The sequence below is a fragment of the Nocardia arthritidis NBRC 100137 genome (assembly GCF_001612765.1).
GTDB lineage: Bacteria > Actinomycetota > Actinomycetes > Mycobacteriales > Mycobacteriaceae > Nocardia > Nocardia arthritidis.
This window is the reverse complement of sequence record NZ_BDBB01000020.1, coordinates 108,474-122,253: the sequence shown is the minus strand read 5'-3', so window position 1 is coordinate 122,253 and position 13,780 is coordinate 108,474. Positions and strand designations below refer to the sequence as shown.

The following is a 13,780-nucleotide window of genomic DNA, read 5'->3' as shown; positions in this document are numbered from 1 at the left end:
ATGTCAGAATGCTGACATGAGTCAAGACGGTGCGGGCGTCGACCTGGAGACGTCAGTGGGCTACCTGCTCAAAGAGGCGTCGAGCGCCCTGCGCGTGGCCATGGAGGAGGTGCTGCGGCCACTCGGGATGAGCGTGACGCACTACTCCTGCCTGGAGCTGCTGGCTCAACGACCGGGCCTGTCGAACTCCGAACTCGCGCGGGGCGCGTTCGTGACACGGCAGTCGATGAACGTGCTGCTCCAAGCCCTGGAACGAGACGGCTACGTGACCAGGCCCGCGCAGGCACCCGTCGGAAAGGTTCTTCCCGCGCGCCTCACGCCTCGCGGCCGACGGAGCCTCGAGAAGGCGACCGTAGCGGTCCGGTCCATCGAGGTCAGAATGCTGGCCGGCCTGACCGAGACCGAGCAGTCGGACGCGTTCCGGATCCTGCGGAGCATGATCCGTTCCCTGCGCGACGGCACCGACGGTGCGTAGCTCGGTCCCAGCGCACGTCTCGTCGCGCTCGGATAGCAGTGCAGAAGGTCGCGACCCGCTCGACGGCCGGCCTGCCACGAGTACCGCGCCGCGTCGTGCGGCTTGCTGGACTGCGCGGGGCGGATGGCGCGCAACGAGTGACCCAACCTTTCGGCATGCGTGGGGGTTGTTTCCTGTAAGGCGGTCGACGCCAATGACTTGGAGGTGCACCGATGAGCAGTGGCCGAACCGAGCAGGGCGGACATGGTCGCGACGTTGCGCGGGATCGGGTGGGGGTGGGTTGCGAGGCTCCGGCGACCGCTGTACGGGGATCCTTGTGCGAGCGTTCTCTTCGACAGTGGATCATCGTCGCACTCGGTCTGGGTGTGCTCGTCATAGCGCTCGCCTCCGCCGCCGGCCCATACCGGCAGACCCGGGAGTTCCGGGCGGCCGTGGGGTGCGAGGAGAGTGCGGGCGACTGTTTGGCCAGCGAGCGAGGTTCCATTGCGGGTCGGCGCACCTACACCACCACGACGACGCAGACCGACGCCGACGGCCACACGAGCACGACCACGACCACCCACTACGAGGTCACCTGGCAGCGGACCGACGGGTCACGGCAGACCCGCGAGGTGTCGTCGAGCTTCTACGGCAAGGCGCGGGAGGGTCAACCGGCCACACTGCGACTTTGGCGCGGGGAGGTAGTCGGCGTGGAGGTGACCGACGGGAGCGAGTGGTTCCTACCGGAGTCCGGCAAGACGCTCGGCTACTGGCTGTTCCTGGCCTTCTTCGGCCTCGGTGTCCTGCTGTGGGGGCTGTTGTTCGGCTGGTGGGACGGGTTGTTCATGCTCGCCTTCCGTGCGTTCGCCTGGATGTTCATCGGCATCGTGCCGGTTGACATGACGACGCATGCCTTGACCTACGGCCTGCGGACCGGGGCCGGTCTCGGCATAGAAATCGCGATGGGCGCCCTGTGCATCGGCGTCGCCGGTTGGATGCTGACCGGCTCGCTCAACGGCAGGTGATGCGCCGATCACCCGCCGCCGCTACAACCGACCGTTCGAACGCCTCGGCCGTCACCTGTCATGGGTTCATTCTCACGGGATCTCGATTCACTGGCTGCGTCATATCACCACGACGTGGGTCGAACGCCACTGCCGCTGGAATTCGACAGCTGATGGCGGTCGTGGCGGGCCAAGGCGATATCGAGTTCGCGCACGGCCGCCGGGTTCATGGCGAGCGCCGCGACTTGGTCGCGGACGGCAGTTCAACTGCCGAGGGCGCGCTTTTGTGGGTGGATCGTCTCGCCGCGGGCGAGCATTTCAACGAACTGGGTGATACGGCGGGCTCGGGTCTCGGCGCGTTTGGCGTTCGCGATCCGATAGAGAACGGCGTAGCGGTTTTGAGAGGTGAGGATGTCGAACATCGCTTGTGCCTCGGGTTTCGCGGCCAACGCGGCGGCCAGGTCGGCCGGTACCTCGATGCCGGCTTGTCCCGCGTAGGCCGTGTCCCAGCGACCGTCGGCCTTGGCGCGTTCGACCTCGATCATTCCGGCCGGATGCATCCGGCCCTCGCTGATCAGACGGGTCACGATGGAAACGTTCCGCGCTGACCAGGGACTTTGCCTTCCGCGAGGGGTGAAGCGCCGGCAGAAGGTGACCTCATCCCGTCGTCGTAGCCGACCATCGATCCAGCCGTGGCACAGGGCTTCGTCGAGCGCCTGGTCATAGGTCAGGCTGGTGGGCCGGGTCGTGTTCTGCTTGGCGAGAACTAGCCACACCCCTGCCGAGCTGTCGTGGTACCTGCTGAGCCACTCCCGCCAGGCTCGGATATCGGTAACGGTCAGTTCCAGTGGTTCGTCGCTCATCGTCATCTGAATCAAGTCCTTCGCCATGTCGACCACCGCGGCCCTGGACGGATGACGCCCGCCCGCCTTCACCAGGTCTTGCCGGCCTGCTCCCGGATCGTGTGGTTGATCCGGTTGAAGAAGTTGGTGAGTGCGATATTCAGGATGATCGCGAAGACCTGCTTCTCGTCGAAGTGGGTGGCAGCAGCGTCCCAGACCTCGTCGGTCACGCCCGGCGAGCCGTCCTGGATCCGGGTGGCGGCCTCGGCCAGCGCGAGCGCTGCCCGCTCCTCCTCGGTGAAGAACGGGGTCTCCCGCCAGGTGACCACGCTGTGCAGCCGGTCCTCGGTCTCTCCATGCTTCTTCGCCTCCTGGACGCCGGCGAACACACACGGGCTGCAGCCGTTGATCTGGCTGGCCCGCAGATGGACCAGCTCGAGCACGAGCGGGTCGACGCCACCGGCGTGAATCGCCTTTTGAAGATGCTGGATCCCTGTGATCAAGTCGAGACTCGCCACGCTCTTCATCCGCGCTTCCACGGGTTCCGCCGTCGACCCCCCGCGCTTCCCGGTAGTATATGTATGACTCATACATATACACTAGAGCTATGCCGCAAACCAAGTCAAGCCGCCAGCACGCGGCCAACGTCCTGGGTGCCTTGAGCCTCGTAGTCGCCGACCGGATGAACACCGCCGTCGAAGCGATTGCGACGCTCGGCCCGTCGGCCCCGGCCGCCCTCGCCGCGATGCACGAGTTCCTCGACGGCGGATCGGTCACGCAGCTGAGCTCCGTACTCGGCCTGACCCACTCCGGCACTGTCCGCCTCGTCGACCGCCTCGCCACCGAAGGCCTCGTCGAGCGCGTCGGAGCGCAGGACGGACGGGCCGTCTCCGTTGTCCTGACCCAACATGGCCGGTGCACGGCCGAACGGATACTTCAAACGCGCGAGGATTCACTGGCGACCGCACTGTCCGCGTTGTCTCCGAACGAGATCGACAATCTTGCAGCAGCGCTGGACACAATGTTGACCACAGTGGCCCTCGCCAGAGCCGAGGAACGCTCCACCCGCACCAACCACCGTCCACAACCTTGGCTGTGTCGCCTCTGCGACTTCGCCGCGTGCGGCCGTAGCGAGGGCAACTGCCCAGTCGCCAACGTGGTGACGGCCGGCAAAACGAGGTAACCGAGACTCCGCGTTAGCGCAGGTCAGCGATATCCGTTGCTCTTTCGGCCAGGACTACCAGGCCCCCAACGCACTCTAAATCGAATTCCACAGCACGACGCATGTTCAGCACGAGCCCAAGGGAGGCTCAGACCGGAGGAGTTCGCCGGCCGCCGCCACATCGGCGCAGCCAGCACCTGACGATGGCCGAGCACGCCGAGCAGCCCGTGGCCTGGCCACGGGCTGCTCGGCGCGGACGATCGCCGTGCGCCTGGGGCGTTCGCCGTCCGGCTTGTCATTCGCTATCCGTGCCTCGTCCTCGACGGATACCCGGTGGTGCGCCCTATCGGGGTGCCTGGAAGCCGCCGATCTTCTGCTCGAGCAGTTCGGCCAGCCGCAGTGGGGTGCGGTCCTCGAACATCGGACCGATGAGCTGCACTCCCACCGGCAGCCCCTCGGGGGACCGGCCCGCCGGTATGGCAGTGGCGGGCAGGCCGGGCATGGTGGCCACACCGGCCCATACGAACTGGTCGAAGTACGGGTACTCGACGCCGTCGATGTCGATGTGCCGGTTCTCCAGACCTTCGTTGTGGTCGTGCGGGAAGGCGGGAGTGGGCGTGATGGGGCACACCACGGCATCGAACTCGGCGAAGAGCCGCCGCCAGCCGTGGCGGTGGAGTTCGCGACGGTTGTTCGCCTCGACCCAGTCGCGGTGGCTGAGCACCATGCCGCGCAGCCGCGCCGCATCGAGACTCCGGTCGTCCGCGCTCAGAGCGGCGGCGCGGGTCTGCAGCTGTTCGTACACGTCGATGGAAATACTTGCGGCGGCGTTGGACATCATCAGCAGCATGTAGAGCGTCGCCGCTTCGGTCGGATCGGGCAGCAGCGGACTGCGCCGTTCGACGCGGGCGCCCTCGTCGACGAGCGCCTCGCCGACCCGGTTCACGCCTGCCCGCACCGCCGATCCGGTCGGAATGAGCGGATGGTCCTCGATGATCAGGACACGGAAGTCCGACAGCCGCTCGTGGCGCGCGGGCGGCAGCGCGACGTCGTAGGCGACGCCGTGGGTCAGCGGGTCCGGTCCGGCCATCACGTCGAGCAGCATCGCGAGGTCGCGGGCGGTGCGCGCCATCGGGCCGACGACGGCGAGGTCGAGGTCGATCGGCGAGGCCGGCGCGGGCGGCGCGACCATGCCGCGGGTCGGCGCCAGCCCGAGTGTCGGCTTGTGCGCGTAGACGCCACAGAAATGCGCGGGGGTGCGCAGCGAACCGGCGAGGTCGGAGCCGATGGACAGCACGCCGAATCCGGCAGCCAGGGCCGCCGCCGAACCGCCGGACGACCCACCCGACGTGCGGCCGTGATCCCACGGATTGTTGGTGGTGCCGTAGATCTCGTTGAAGCTTTGGATATCTCGCAGTATCAACGGCACATTGGTCTTACCGAGCAGCACTGCGCCGGCCGCCTTCAACCGCGACACCTGTATCGCGTCCTCGGTCGGTACGTAGTTCGCGTGCTGTGGCATGCCCCAGGTCGTGGGCAGCCCGGCGATGTTGTAGCACTCCTTGACCGTCACCGGAATACCGAGCAACGGCCGGTCCTCGCCGCGGGCGCGCGCCTGGTCGGCGTCGCGTGCGGCGGCCCGCGCACGGTCGAAGTCCGGCACACAGATCGCGTTGATCACCTTGTCTTCCCGCTCGATACGAGCGATCGCCTCCTCGGTCAGTTCCACCGAAGTCACTTCACCCGCATGCAACGCAGCCGCGATCTCTTCGGCCGACTGAAAATTCCAATCCATGAAATCCGACGCTATTGGGCTGCCGGAGAGGACATAAAATGCCGCTTCGCACAATGGCGAAGTCGAACGGACCACCTGCACCGGTGAAGTCACGCACTCGTTCTGCCATCGAGGACGCCCCGCCCCAGGTCACAGCGTCGGCAGCGGGCCAATTCCATGAGCACAGGGCATAAGAATGCTGCGCGGTGCAACGGGATAGATGTCTCAATACCTATCTAGGTTCCTCCCCCGGCCACAGACTATTCGCCCGACCATCGGCCATGACGCCCGGCAGGATCTGTATCGGCCTGGAAGTTCAGAAGACCTTCATCAGACACCCGCGCGTACGTCGCGAGGCTGCGAACCGACGTATGCCCCGACAGCTTCATCAGCACCGTCCAGCTGCTATCGCCTCCGGCGCCCAGCTGCATGATTGAACCGCACGCACTAGGTCTCGGAGATGTCACTCCGGCAGGTTTCCCAAAGCCTGTGATATTCGTTACATCCAAGGGGCACGACGGTTCGGCGATGGAGGGGCTCGATGAAACCGCACTATGCGTATCGGTGGGTCAACAACCATGGGTTGATCCGCCTGTTCAATACGATACTGCTCCGTCGTGGTGACCTGTTCGCTCGGTTGATCGGCGGCGCGGAGGGAATCGAGAATCCGTACGCCCTGATCGAGGAGATGCGCGGGGAGGGTGGGTTGCACCGCGCTCTTCCGGTCTGGATAACCTTCGATCACGATATGGTCCGGGAGATACTGCGCGACAACCGTTTCGGTGTCGGTATACCGACCGTGCTCGGTATACCGCGGCCCGTGTTGCGCGCGCTGGAGCGTCAACCCCTCCCACCGAATCCGGTGGATCCGCCGTCGATGCTGGTGATCGACCAGTCCGAGCACACCCGGATGCGCAAACCGGTCACCGCAGCCTTCACCCCGCGTGCCGTCGCCCGGCTGCGCGACAGGATCGAGTCGGTTACCGAGGAACTGCTCGCGGCGCTCCCCGACGACGGCCCCACCGATCTGGTGGCGCGGTACGCGGCGCAGGTGCCGATCGCCATCATCTCCGAGATGCTGGGTTTCCCGGACTCCGATCGCGAGATGTTCCTGCGCTGGGGCGACGACATCAGTCCGTTGCTCGACCTCGGGATCTCCTGGCGGACCCACCAGCGGGCGATGGAATCCTCGGAGCGGGTGCACCGGTATCTCGTCGAGCACGTCGAGCGCCTTCGCGCCGAACCCGGCGACGATATCCTCAGCAGCCTGGTCGCCGCGGGCGATCTGTCCACCTACGAACTGTGCGCGTCGGCGACCCTTCTGATGGCCGCGGGCTTCGAGACGACGGTCAGCCTGATCGGCAAGGGCATCGTCTGGCTGCTGCGCCACCCCGATCAGATGGACCGGTTGCGCGCCGAGCCGGAACTGTGGCCCAATGCGGTGGAGGAGATCCTCCGGATCGATCCGCCGGTGCAGACCACCGCTCGCACCACCCGGACAGGGCTGGAGATCGGTGGTATCCGGTTGCGCGAGGAGTCGACCGTGGTGCTGTCGCTGGCCGGCGCGAACCGCGACCCCGCCGTGTTCCCCGACCCGGCCCGTTTCGACATCACCCGGGACAACGCCAAGAATCATCTGTCCTTCGGCAACGGTCCCCATGTGTGCCTGGGCGCCGCTCTGGCCCGTATGGAAGCGGCGCATGCCCTGCGCGCACTGTTCGAGGCGTTTCCGGACCTGCGATTGACCGATCCGCCCACTCGGCGGCCGCTGTTCACCCTGCACGGTTACGAGTGCCTTCCCGCACACACCGGCCCGCGCGTCCACAGCCACCAGCCCGTCGGCTGACCCACACCTGCGGCGTATGTTCGCGGGCCGGAACAGCGGGTTCGCTGCGCCGACGGGGAGCGGTGGTCCCGGCGGGCGGCGGCTGCCGGACCGCGGGGGTGACGCTGCCTGGGTTCCCGCACGATATCCGCGCCCAGCGTGCACCCGATGGGCTGGCACCCAGATCTTCCATGCCTTCGACCGTGGCCGCGCTTGCTCAGGACCGATCGAGCCCGACCCCTGGCGGGTGCGCACTCATGTGCGTGGTGACGCAGTCCCTTTGCAGGGCGCCGACGGAATTCACCCGGAAAGAGTGAACCGGTGCGCCGGGGCGGCTGGGAGGCTGGTTCGGTCATCGCTTCGACGAGCCGTATCCGCTGTGAGAGGGAAGACGATGGCCACACCCACCTTCGAGTTGTCGTCAGCGGAGTTCCAGGCTTTCACCCAGGTGAGAACTCGCATAACCCGCTCGGCCAGCCACGACAGTTTGCGGAGCCTCCCACGAACGATGAGCGAGCCGGGCGGTCCAGCAAATGGACGTGGTGCCGCCGCGAAGGATCACCGTTCCGGGTCTACAACCTATTACTCATCAGCGGATGACTTGCAAAGGAGAACAGTCATGCCTGATCTGGTGCGCCAGAGTTTCGAATCTCCGGAGGAGAGCAGGCCTTTCGAACAGGACAAAGGCAGAGTCGATCTCGTCAACCTGGGGCATGGCCCGGTGGGCCGGGCGATCTTCGAACCCGGTTGGCGGTGGTCGCTTCATGTCAAGCCGATAGCCCAGACCGACAGTTGTCAGTCGGCCCACACCGGCTACTGCATCTCCGGCCGAATGGTGGTCGCCATGGACAACGGCGAGCAACAGGAATACAGGCCCGGCGACTTCATGATCATCCCACCCGGCCACGACGCGTGGACCGTGGGAGACGAACCCTGCGTCATGCTCGACTGGCAGGGCTTCGCCGACTACGCCAAGCGGTAGGCGGGTGACGGAGCCGCTGATAAAGGGAGCTGGGTGTGACACTGGCCCAGCTGCGCCGCATATCACCCTCGCCCACAACTCGACCAGCAATAGCTCGAGCCACGCTGTGTCAGGTCTGCGGGCGGCCGCTGGAGGACCGGGCCGTGCTCAATAACGCCGATGTCCGGTCATCTTCGGAACAGCTCTCGAGCAGATACCCCGAGGTGATCCACGTCACCGTCCGGTGCTGTCAGGAATGCGAGCATGATGTCCCGCTGATCGAATCGTGGTAGCGCCGTTCGGCATTCGATCTCGTGTTCGTTCGCCTGGTCCCGTCGAACGATTCGGCTAACGCTGCGGCCGGTCGGCAATGGGTTCGAACGCACCGTAATTGCCGCGGTCCGCGCGGTCCGAAGGTGCGGGTGGTGCCGGAGAAGCTCTTGTCGATAAAGATCCGCTCGGGCGGCAGCCCGTGTGCGAGTGACCGACCTGCGCAAGCATGACGTGCTGTGCTGGGTCGGCAGCTCGATCTACGACTGGCACGACCCGTTCGGCAAGCTCTTCCAGCAAACCTCAGCGCTGGTCACCGAATTCGCAGCTGATCTGAACCACCTGCGCACCCCCGAAGGCGTGGACAAAGCCTGCGCCAAGGGCCGGATCGAGGGCAAACGGCCGGAACTGACTCTGGTAGTCCGCAAAACGATCCACCGCCGGTATCACGCCCCCACGACGACGCGAGCCCGGGCCGACCTCGCCGAGGAATGCGGCGTCGGTCGCGACCATCCACCGCATCATCAGCGCAGGTGCGGGCGTGATACAAACGCCGGTCCAGCCCCTCCCCGAGGAGCGAACTGGGAGCGCCTCGTACCAGCCTGTACGCGAAGCTACCTTGCGGGTCAGGCCAGGTTCGGGATTTCGGGGCGGTCTGGACTCGAACCGCCGCGAGCGCACCTTCGCGGGCTGACGTTGCACGTCTGGACATCGATCCGCCATACCGCGTGGGTCACGTCAATCCGTGGCGAGGCCCTCGGCGGCCTCGCGACCGGCAATTACGACACGGTCGAGGAAATCGGCCAGTAGTTCGAGTTGGTCGGAGGTGTAGTCGTCGCACAGGTTGTCGACGGCGGTGTTCATTCCCGACAGTAGCTCGTAGACCTCGCCGAGCCGCTCGGGGCGGGAGCGGACGAGGACTGCGCGGCGGTCGCCGGTGGCGCGTTCGCGCATGATCCATCCCGCGCGTTCCAGGCGGTCCAGGATTCCGGTGAGCGTCGCGGGGTGGAGACCGGCCTGTTTTGCCAGGGCGCTGGGGCTCAGCGGGCCATGGCTGTTGATCAGGTCCAGGCAGTCGAAGTCGATGTCCTTGAGGCCGAGGTGGGTGCCGACCTGGCGGTTGAGCAGCGCCAATTGGCTGCGCACATCGCGCAGCGAGCCCTTGACGCGGGCGGTCAGGCGTCGTCGGTGACGAGCATCACCCACGTCTTCTACGAAACCCATATCATCTCCAAGTCAAATTACATAATATGACTTTCATATCTTACGACATTCGGGGGGGCCGTATCGGCGACCCACCGAGGACGAAGGGAAGGTCAACCATGTTCGTCATCATCGGAGCCACCGGAACGATCGGCCGGGAAGTCGTCACGCAGCTACGGGCGACCGGCGCGGCCGTCACCGCCGTGACCCGGGACCCCGGACAGGCACGGATGCCGATGGGGACTGTTGTGGTTGGGGCCGATCCCTCGGTACCGAGCATTCCCGCCGAAACCTGGGACGACGTCGAGGGGGTGCTGCTGAGCTCGCGCGCCGTCATCACCTCGACACCGGAAATCCTTTCCGCCGCAGCCGATCACGGAGCGCGCCGGGTGGTCGTGATCTCCGCGTCAACGATCGAGTATCCCGCCGGGGAGCCGCGGTTCATGGCCGGATTCAGGGCATTGGAGGCTGCGGCCGAAGCATCTGGGCTGGCTTGGACATCGTTGCGCTGTGCGGATTTCGACGCCAACACCTTGGCCTGGGTACCGCAACTGCGCGCCGGCGACGTGGTACGCGGCGCGTACGGCAAGGCCGCCACCTCGCCTATCCACGAGCGCGACATCGCCGCCGTAGCGGTCCGCGCGCTGACCGAGGACGGCCACGCGGGCCGCCACTACTTGCTGACCGGCCCCGAGTCGCTGACCCAGTACGACAAGGTCCGCATCCTGGGCGAACTCACCGACCGCGACCTGTCGTTCGTCGAACTCACCGCCGACCAGGTGCGCGCCGGAATGAGGGCGCAGGGCCTGCCCGACGAGGTCCCGGCCCGGCTGCTCGGCTCACTGTCCGATTACGCCCGCGTCCCGGGGCCCACCACCGGCACCGTCGCCGAGCTGCTCGGCCGCCCCGCCGTCGATTTCGCCACCTGGGCCGCCGAACACGCCGCCGCCTTCACCCGCTGAAAGGGTCGATCATGTCCATCGACTTCACCATCATGTACGCCACCCACGACGCCTTCCGCCGCGACCTGACCCGACTGGCCACCGTCGCCGCGGCCGGCCGCGGCGACGCCCCCGGCGTCCACGCCGGCTGGGCGAACTTCACTCGCCAACTCCACGTCCACCACACCGTCGAAGATGCCGCCCTCTGGCCCCCGGTACTGGCGCGCCTGACCGACCGCCCCGCCGACACTGCCCTCATGGCCGACATGGAAGCCGAACACGCCTCCCTCGACCCCGCCCTGCACGCCGTCGACAATGCGCTGCGCACCCAGTCCGCAGACCTCGCCGAACACGTCCATATACTGACACGCATCCTCACCGAACATATGGCCCACGAGGAAACCGCCGCCCTCCCCCTCATCGACGAGGTGCTGACGCCCAAGGACTGGAACGCCTTTCGCGGCGCGATGGCCCGCAAACAAGGCCCCTCCGGCGCGGCGGCCTACGTCCCCTGGGTCCTCGACTCGAGGACACCCGAACAGCGCCAACACTTCCTGGCCGCCATGCCCGGCCCCGTCGCGGCGATCAACACGCTGTTCTGGGAACGCCGATACCGCCGGCGGGAGCTGTGGAAACACTGACCGAGACCTGAGGCCCCGCACAACCTGATGTGGTGAATCCGGTGGTCCACCGCAAGCTCAGTGGGTTTCGAATTCGACCTTGGCCGGTTCGGCGAGGTTGCGGACGAAGTAGAGGCCGGTGATGCGGTCTCCGTCGATACCGATCGCCAGGATGCCGTCGAGTTCACCGTCGACATGAACCGCCAACGCCGCAGTGCCGCTGACGGTGACGGGTTCGCCGGTGAGCGATACCGCGCTCGCCCCGAGCCCGCCGACGAGGAAGCGGGCCACCTTGTCGGCGCCGGTGACCGGCCGTATCGCAGCCCGTTCGACGCCGCCACCGTCACAGACGAGGACGACGTTGGGAGCCAGGACCTCGAGCAGGACCTGCGGTTCTCCGGTTTCGAGTGCACGCTGCAACGATTCCGCCGCCTCACGGGCCCGGTCTGCGGAGACCACCCGATGGGGGCGGCGGACGGTGACATGGCGGCGGGCGCGATACGCGATCTGACGGACCACGGCAGTGGTCGCGCCGACCGCGTCGGCGATCTCGTCGTAACCAAGGTCGAACGCCTCACGCAGGACGTACACGGCGCGCTCGGTCGGCGAGAGCATCTCGAGGACCAGCATCAATGCCCTCCACATGCTCTCGGCGAGTTCGACCTGTTGGGCGGTGTCCCCCGCGGTCGGCAGCGGCTCGGGCAGCCACGGGCCGGCGGAGGATTCTCCGCGGCGTTTCATCGACCACAGCCGGTGCAGGGACCGGCGGGTGAGGGTCCGAATCAGGTAAGCGCGCGGGTCGCTGACCTGGCCGGAGTCGATGTTGCGCCAGTACAGCCAGGTTTCCTGCAGGACGTTTTCGGCATCGGCGGTGGATCCGAGCATTTCGTAGGCGACGGTGAAGAGCAGGTTACGGTGCGCGAGAAACGTTTCGGTCGACTCGATGATGGCGGGGTCACCACCGTTGCGGTCCGTGACCTGCCGACCACCGGGGTCGGGTGTGGTGTTCATGTAGTCCTCTCCGGTTGCCGTCGGATCCGGCCTCCGGCCACCCTGTGCGGCGTCCGCGAGCGCAGGCATCGCCGCACAGGGTGGCCGAGTCACCATTGCCGGGAAGATGACGGTTTTCGGTGCCCTACCCGACCGATACAGTCGTGTTCTCGCGCTGGGCCAGCAGCGCCGGCCGGTGCTTGCCGTCTTTCAACCAGCGGTGTGAACCGGGCTTGCGGGCCTCGGTCGCCAGATGCTTGATGCCGGCTTCGCAGGCGATTTCCTTCAGTTTCTTGCCCATGGACCCGCTGAAGTAGAGCCGCGTGCCGGTCTCGTTCTTATGACCGAGCTGGTAGATCCCGGCTTCTCGGCCGAAGCTGAGGCACATGGCGATGAACGACAGGTCGATCGCCGAGGGCTGCTCACCCGAGATCCGGCGTAGCAGGGTGTCGGCGGCGTGCGCGCCCAGGCAATAGGCGACGTAGGCACTCATCCGGAACGGCAGATTCGACGGCGCCGAGCAGTCGCCCGCCGCGACGATGCGTTCGTCGTCAACGCTGGTCAGGGTCTCGTCGGTGAGCAGACGCCCGGCGGCATCGGTGCGCAGCCCGCTACGGTCGGCCAGATCGGGCACCCCGAAGCCCGCTGTCCAGATCGTCACGTCACTCGCCAGCGTCCGGCCGTCACCGAGCTGCACGACCTCGCGGGTCACCGCGGTGACGGCCGCCTCGGAGCCCTCGATGACGGTCACTCCCAGCTCGGCGAGGTACTTGTGGGCCGTGCGCCGTGCCTTCGGATGCAGGTACGGAACGAGGACATCACCACAGACCAAGGTGACCGCGCGCCCCTGCTCGGCCAGCTCGGCGGCAGTCTCGACTCCGGTCGGGCCGCCCCCGATCACCGTCACCGCAGCCGTCATGGGTGTGTCGAGGAGTACCGACCGCAACCGCTGTGCCGCCTCCAAAGTCGCTACCGGGTAAGCGAACTCGGCCGCACCCGGCACCCGCGGCGCAGGGCTGCCGCTGCCCACCGCGTAGATCAGGTAGTCGTAGCCGATCGTGCCGCCGTCGGTCAGTACCACCGTGCGTTCGGCCGCGTCGATCCGCTTCACGCTGTCGACCACCAGCTCGACACCCTCGGCCAGGATGTCCCGGTACTCGACGACCGCCTCGTGGGTTTCGCCCACCAACTGGTGCAACCGCAGCCGCGGGACGAAGACCGGGCGGGGGTTGATCACGGTCACCCTGACGTCGTCGCGCTGCGTCAGGCGATTGGCGGCCATCACGCCGGCGTATCCGCCACCGACCACGACGACTTCGTACTTGTTCATGTTGTCTTTCCTTCGTTTGGTGTGGGGCACAGGACAGCGTGAGCCCCGTCCCTATGACTGCCGGTGAGGCGGGGTCGAGGACTTTCGGTTTCAGTGGTGGGTGGTCAGCGGCGCACCGGGCAATGGCGTCGAGTCGGGGTAGCGGATGTCGTGCCACCGACGAACTCCTTGTCGATGTGTGGCCACCGCATCACCGCCTCGGGTGTGAACAGACATGCGACACGGGCGACCTCACGCATCATCACCGTGTCGGTGACCTCGCCACACAGGGCGGTGATCTCGACCCGGTCCGCGATCACCAGCGGGTCGCTCATCGGGTTGGCCTCTCTGTCGGTCTGTCCACCAGGGCTTGTGCCGCGGTGACAAATCCAGCTTCGCGGCAGACCGACAACCGATCAACGTAA

Annotated in this window: 15 protein-coding genes; 7 read left to right on the top strand and 8 right to left on the bottom strand. The window is 66.6% G+C overall.

Annotation, left to right across the window (positions count from 1 at the left end; translation table 11 throughout):
- Positions 1-16 precede the first annotated feature (16 nt).
- Together NA8_RS16795 and NA8_RS16790 are read left to right on the top strand one after the other, a co-directional pair.
- On the top strand, positions 17-475 hold the full coding sequence (locus NA8_RS16795; protein WP_063051327.1) for a MarR family winged helix-turn-helix transcriptional regulator: 459 nt from the start codon (positions 17-19) through the stop codon (positions 473-475).
- Positions 476-687: 212 nt separating this feature from the next.
- Positions 688-1,479, top strand: a complete 792-nt coding sequence (locus NA8_RS16790; RefSeq protein ID WP_157106744.1) for a hypothetical protein — start codon at positions 688-690, stop codon at positions 1,477-1,479.
- Between the two features lie 242 nt (positions 1,480-1,721).
- Here NA8_RS16790 and NA8_RS16785 read toward each other — a convergent pair whose 3' ends face one another.
- Together NA8_RS16785 and NA8_RS16780 are read right to left on the bottom strand one after the other, a co-directional pair.
- Positions 1,722-2,321, bottom strand: coding sequence for a YdeI/OmpD-associated family protein (locus NA8_RS16785; protein ID WP_063051350.1), 600 nt, complete (start codon positions 2,319-2,321; stop codon positions 1,722-1,724).
- A gap of 68 nt (positions 2,322-2,389) precedes the next feature.
- Positions 2,390-2,827, bottom strand: coding sequence for a carboxymuconolactone decarboxylase family protein (locus tag NA8_RS16780; protein WP_218019473.1), 438 nt, complete (start codon positions 2,825-2,827; stop codon positions 2,390-2,392).
- 80 nt (positions 2,828-2,907) lie between these two features.
- Between NA8_RS16780 and NA8_RS33825 the strand changes: the two genes are divergently transcribed.
- On the top strand, positions 2,908-3,483 hold the full coding sequence (locus NA8_RS33825; protein WP_169810516.1) for a MarR family winged helix-turn-helix transcriptional regulator: 576 nt from the start codon (positions 2,908-2,910) through the stop codon (positions 3,481-3,483).
- Positions 3,484-3,805: 322 nt separating this feature from the next.
- On the opposite strand, the gene NA8_RS16770 is transcribed toward NA8_RS33825, so the two are convergent.
- Positions 3,806-5,350, bottom strand: a complete 1,545-nt coding sequence (locus NA8_RS16770; protein ID WP_245663874.1) for an amidase — start codon at positions 5,348-5,350, stop codon at positions 3,806-3,808.
- A gap of 427 nt (positions 5,351-5,777) precedes the next feature.
- Between NA8_RS16770 and NA8_RS16765 the strand changes: the two genes are divergently transcribed.
- Positions 5,778-7,082 carry a cytochrome P450 gene (locus tag NA8_RS16765; RefSeq protein WP_063051322.1) on the top strand — a complete coding sequence of 435 codons (1,305 nt, stop codon included), beginning with the start codon at positions 5,778-5,780 and terminating at the stop codon, positions 7,080-7,082.
- A 598-nt stretch (positions 7,083-7,680) separates the two neighbouring features.
- On the top strand, positions 7,681-8,043 hold the full coding sequence (locus NA8_RS16760; RefSeq protein WP_063051321.1) for a cupin domain-containing protein: 363 nt from the start codon (positions 7,681-7,683) through the stop codon (positions 8,041-8,043).
- Between the two features lie 552 nt (positions 8,044-8,595).
- On the opposite strand, the gene NA8_RS16755 is transcribed toward NA8_RS16760, so the two are convergent.
- Both NA8_RS16755 and NA8_RS16750 read right to left on the bottom strand, forming a co-directional pair.
- A complete protein-coding gene (locus NA8_RS16755) occupies positions 8,596-8,805 on the bottom strand; it encodes a hypothetical protein (protein WP_157106742.1) in 210 nt (69 codons plus the stop codon).
- A 225-nt stretch (positions 8,806-9,030) separates the two neighbouring features.
- Complete coding sequence (locus tag NA8_RS16750) at positions 9,031-9,516, bottom strand: MarR family winged helix-turn-helix transcriptional regulator (RefSeq protein ID WP_063051319.1); 486 nt, start codon at positions 9,514-9,516, stop codon at positions 9,031-9,033.
- A 98-nt stretch (positions 9,517-9,614) separates the two neighbouring features.
- Here NA8_RS16750 and NA8_RS16745 point away from each other — a divergent pair, with 98 nt between their 5' ends.
- Complete coding sequence (locus NA8_RS16745) at positions 9,615-10,457, top strand: NAD(P)H-binding protein (RefSeq protein WP_063051318.1); 843 nt, start codon at positions 9,615-9,617, stop codon at positions 10,455-10,457.
- Between the two features lie 11 nt (positions 10,458-10,468).
- Positions 10,469-11,077: a hemerythrin domain-containing protein gene (locus tag NA8_RS16740; protein ID WP_063051317.1), complete on the top strand. Its 609-nt coding sequence runs from the start codon at positions 10,469-10,471 to the stop codon at positions 11,075-11,077.
- A 57-nt stretch (positions 11,078-11,134) separates the two neighbouring features.
- On the opposite strand, the gene NA8_RS16735 is transcribed toward NA8_RS16740, so the two are convergent.
- The 3 genes from NA8_RS16735 to NA8_RS16725 all read right to left on the bottom strand — a co-directional run bounded on the left by NA8_RS16735 (position 11,135) and on the right by NA8_RS16725 (position 13,690).
- A complete protein-coding gene (locus NA8_RS16735; protein ID WP_084466860.1) occupies positions 11,135-12,067 on the bottom strand; it encodes a sigma factor-like helix-turn-helix DNA-binding protein in 933 nt (310 codons plus the stop codon).
- 124 nt (positions 12,068-12,191) lie between these two features.
- Positions 12,192-13,376 carry an NAD(P)/FAD-dependent oxidoreductase gene (locus tag NA8_RS16730; protein ID WP_063051316.1) on the bottom strand — a complete coding sequence of 395 codons (1,185 nt, stop codon included), beginning with the start codon at positions 13,374-13,376 and terminating at the stop codon, positions 12,192-12,194.
- 104 nt (positions 13,377-13,480) lie between these two features.
- Positions 13,481-13,690 (bottom strand): hypothetical protein, encoded by a 210-nt coding sequence (locus tag NA8_RS16725; RefSeq protein ID WP_063051315.1) that lies wholly within the window; start codon positions 13,688-13,690, stop codon positions 13,481-13,483.
- Positions 13,691-13,780: the final 90 nt, after the last annotated feature.

What these genes read in the sequence shown, in the direction of transcription:
- NA8_RS16785 (WP_063051350.1), bottom strand. Translation starts at nt 2,321, where the DNA reads ATGAGCGACGAACCACTGGAACTGACCGTTACCGATATCCGAGCCTGG.
- NA8_RS16760 (WP_063051321.1), top strand. Translation starts at nt 7,681, where the DNA reads ATGCCTGATCTGGTGCGCCAGAGTTTCGAATCTCCGGAGGAGAGCAGG.
- NA8_RS16755 (WP_157106742.1), bottom strand. Translation starts at nt 8,805, where the DNA reads ATGGTCGCGACCGACGCCGCATTCCTCGGCGAGGTCGGCCCGGGCTCG.
- NA8_RS16745 (WP_063051318.1), top strand. Translation starts at nt 9,615, where the DNA reads ATGTTCGTCATCATCGGAGCCACCGGAACGATCGGCCGGGAAGTCGTC.
- NA8_RS16730 (WP_063051316.1), bottom strand. Translation starts at nt 13,376, where the DNA reads ATGAACAAGTACGAAGTCGTCGTGGTCGGTGGCGGATACGCCGGCGTG.
- NA8_RS16790 (WP_157106744.1), top strand. Translation starts at nt 688, where the DNA reads ATGAGCAGTGGCCGAACCGAGCAGGGCGGACATGGTCGCGACGTTGCG.
- NA8_RS16795 (WP_063051327.1), top strand. Translation starts at nt 17, where the DNA reads ATGAGTCAAGACGGTGCGGGCGTCGACCTGGAGACGTCAGTGGGCTAC.
- NA8_RS16765 (WP_063051322.1), top strand. Translation starts at nt 5,778, where the DNA reads ATGAAACCGCACTATGCGTATCGGTGGGTCAACAACCATGGGTTGATC.
- NA8_RS16735 (WP_084466860.1), bottom strand. Translation starts at nt 12,067, where the DNA reads ATGAACACCACACCCGACCCCGGTGGTCGGCAGGTCACGGACCGCAAC.
- NA8_RS16750 (WP_063051319.1), bottom strand. Translation starts at nt 9,516, where the DNA reads ATGGGTTTCGTAGAAGACGTGGGTGATGCTCGTCACCGACGACGCCTG.
- NA8_RS33825 (WP_169810516.1), top strand. Translation starts at nt 2,908, where the DNA reads ATGCCGCAAACCAAGTCAAGCCGCCAGCACGCGGCCAACGTCCTGGGT.
- NA8_RS16780 (WP_218019473.1), bottom strand. Translation starts at nt 2,827, where the DNA reads ATGAAGAGCGTGGCGAGTCTCGACTTGATCACAGGGATCCAGCATCTT.
- NA8_RS16725 (WP_063051315.1), bottom strand. Translation starts at nt 13,690, where the DNA reads ATGAGCGACCCGCTGGTGATCGCGGACCGGGTCGAGATCACCGCCCTG.
- NA8_RS16740 (WP_063051317.1), top strand. Translation starts at nt 10,469, where the DNA reads ATGTCCATCGACTTCACCATCATGTACGCCACCCACGACGCCTTCCGC.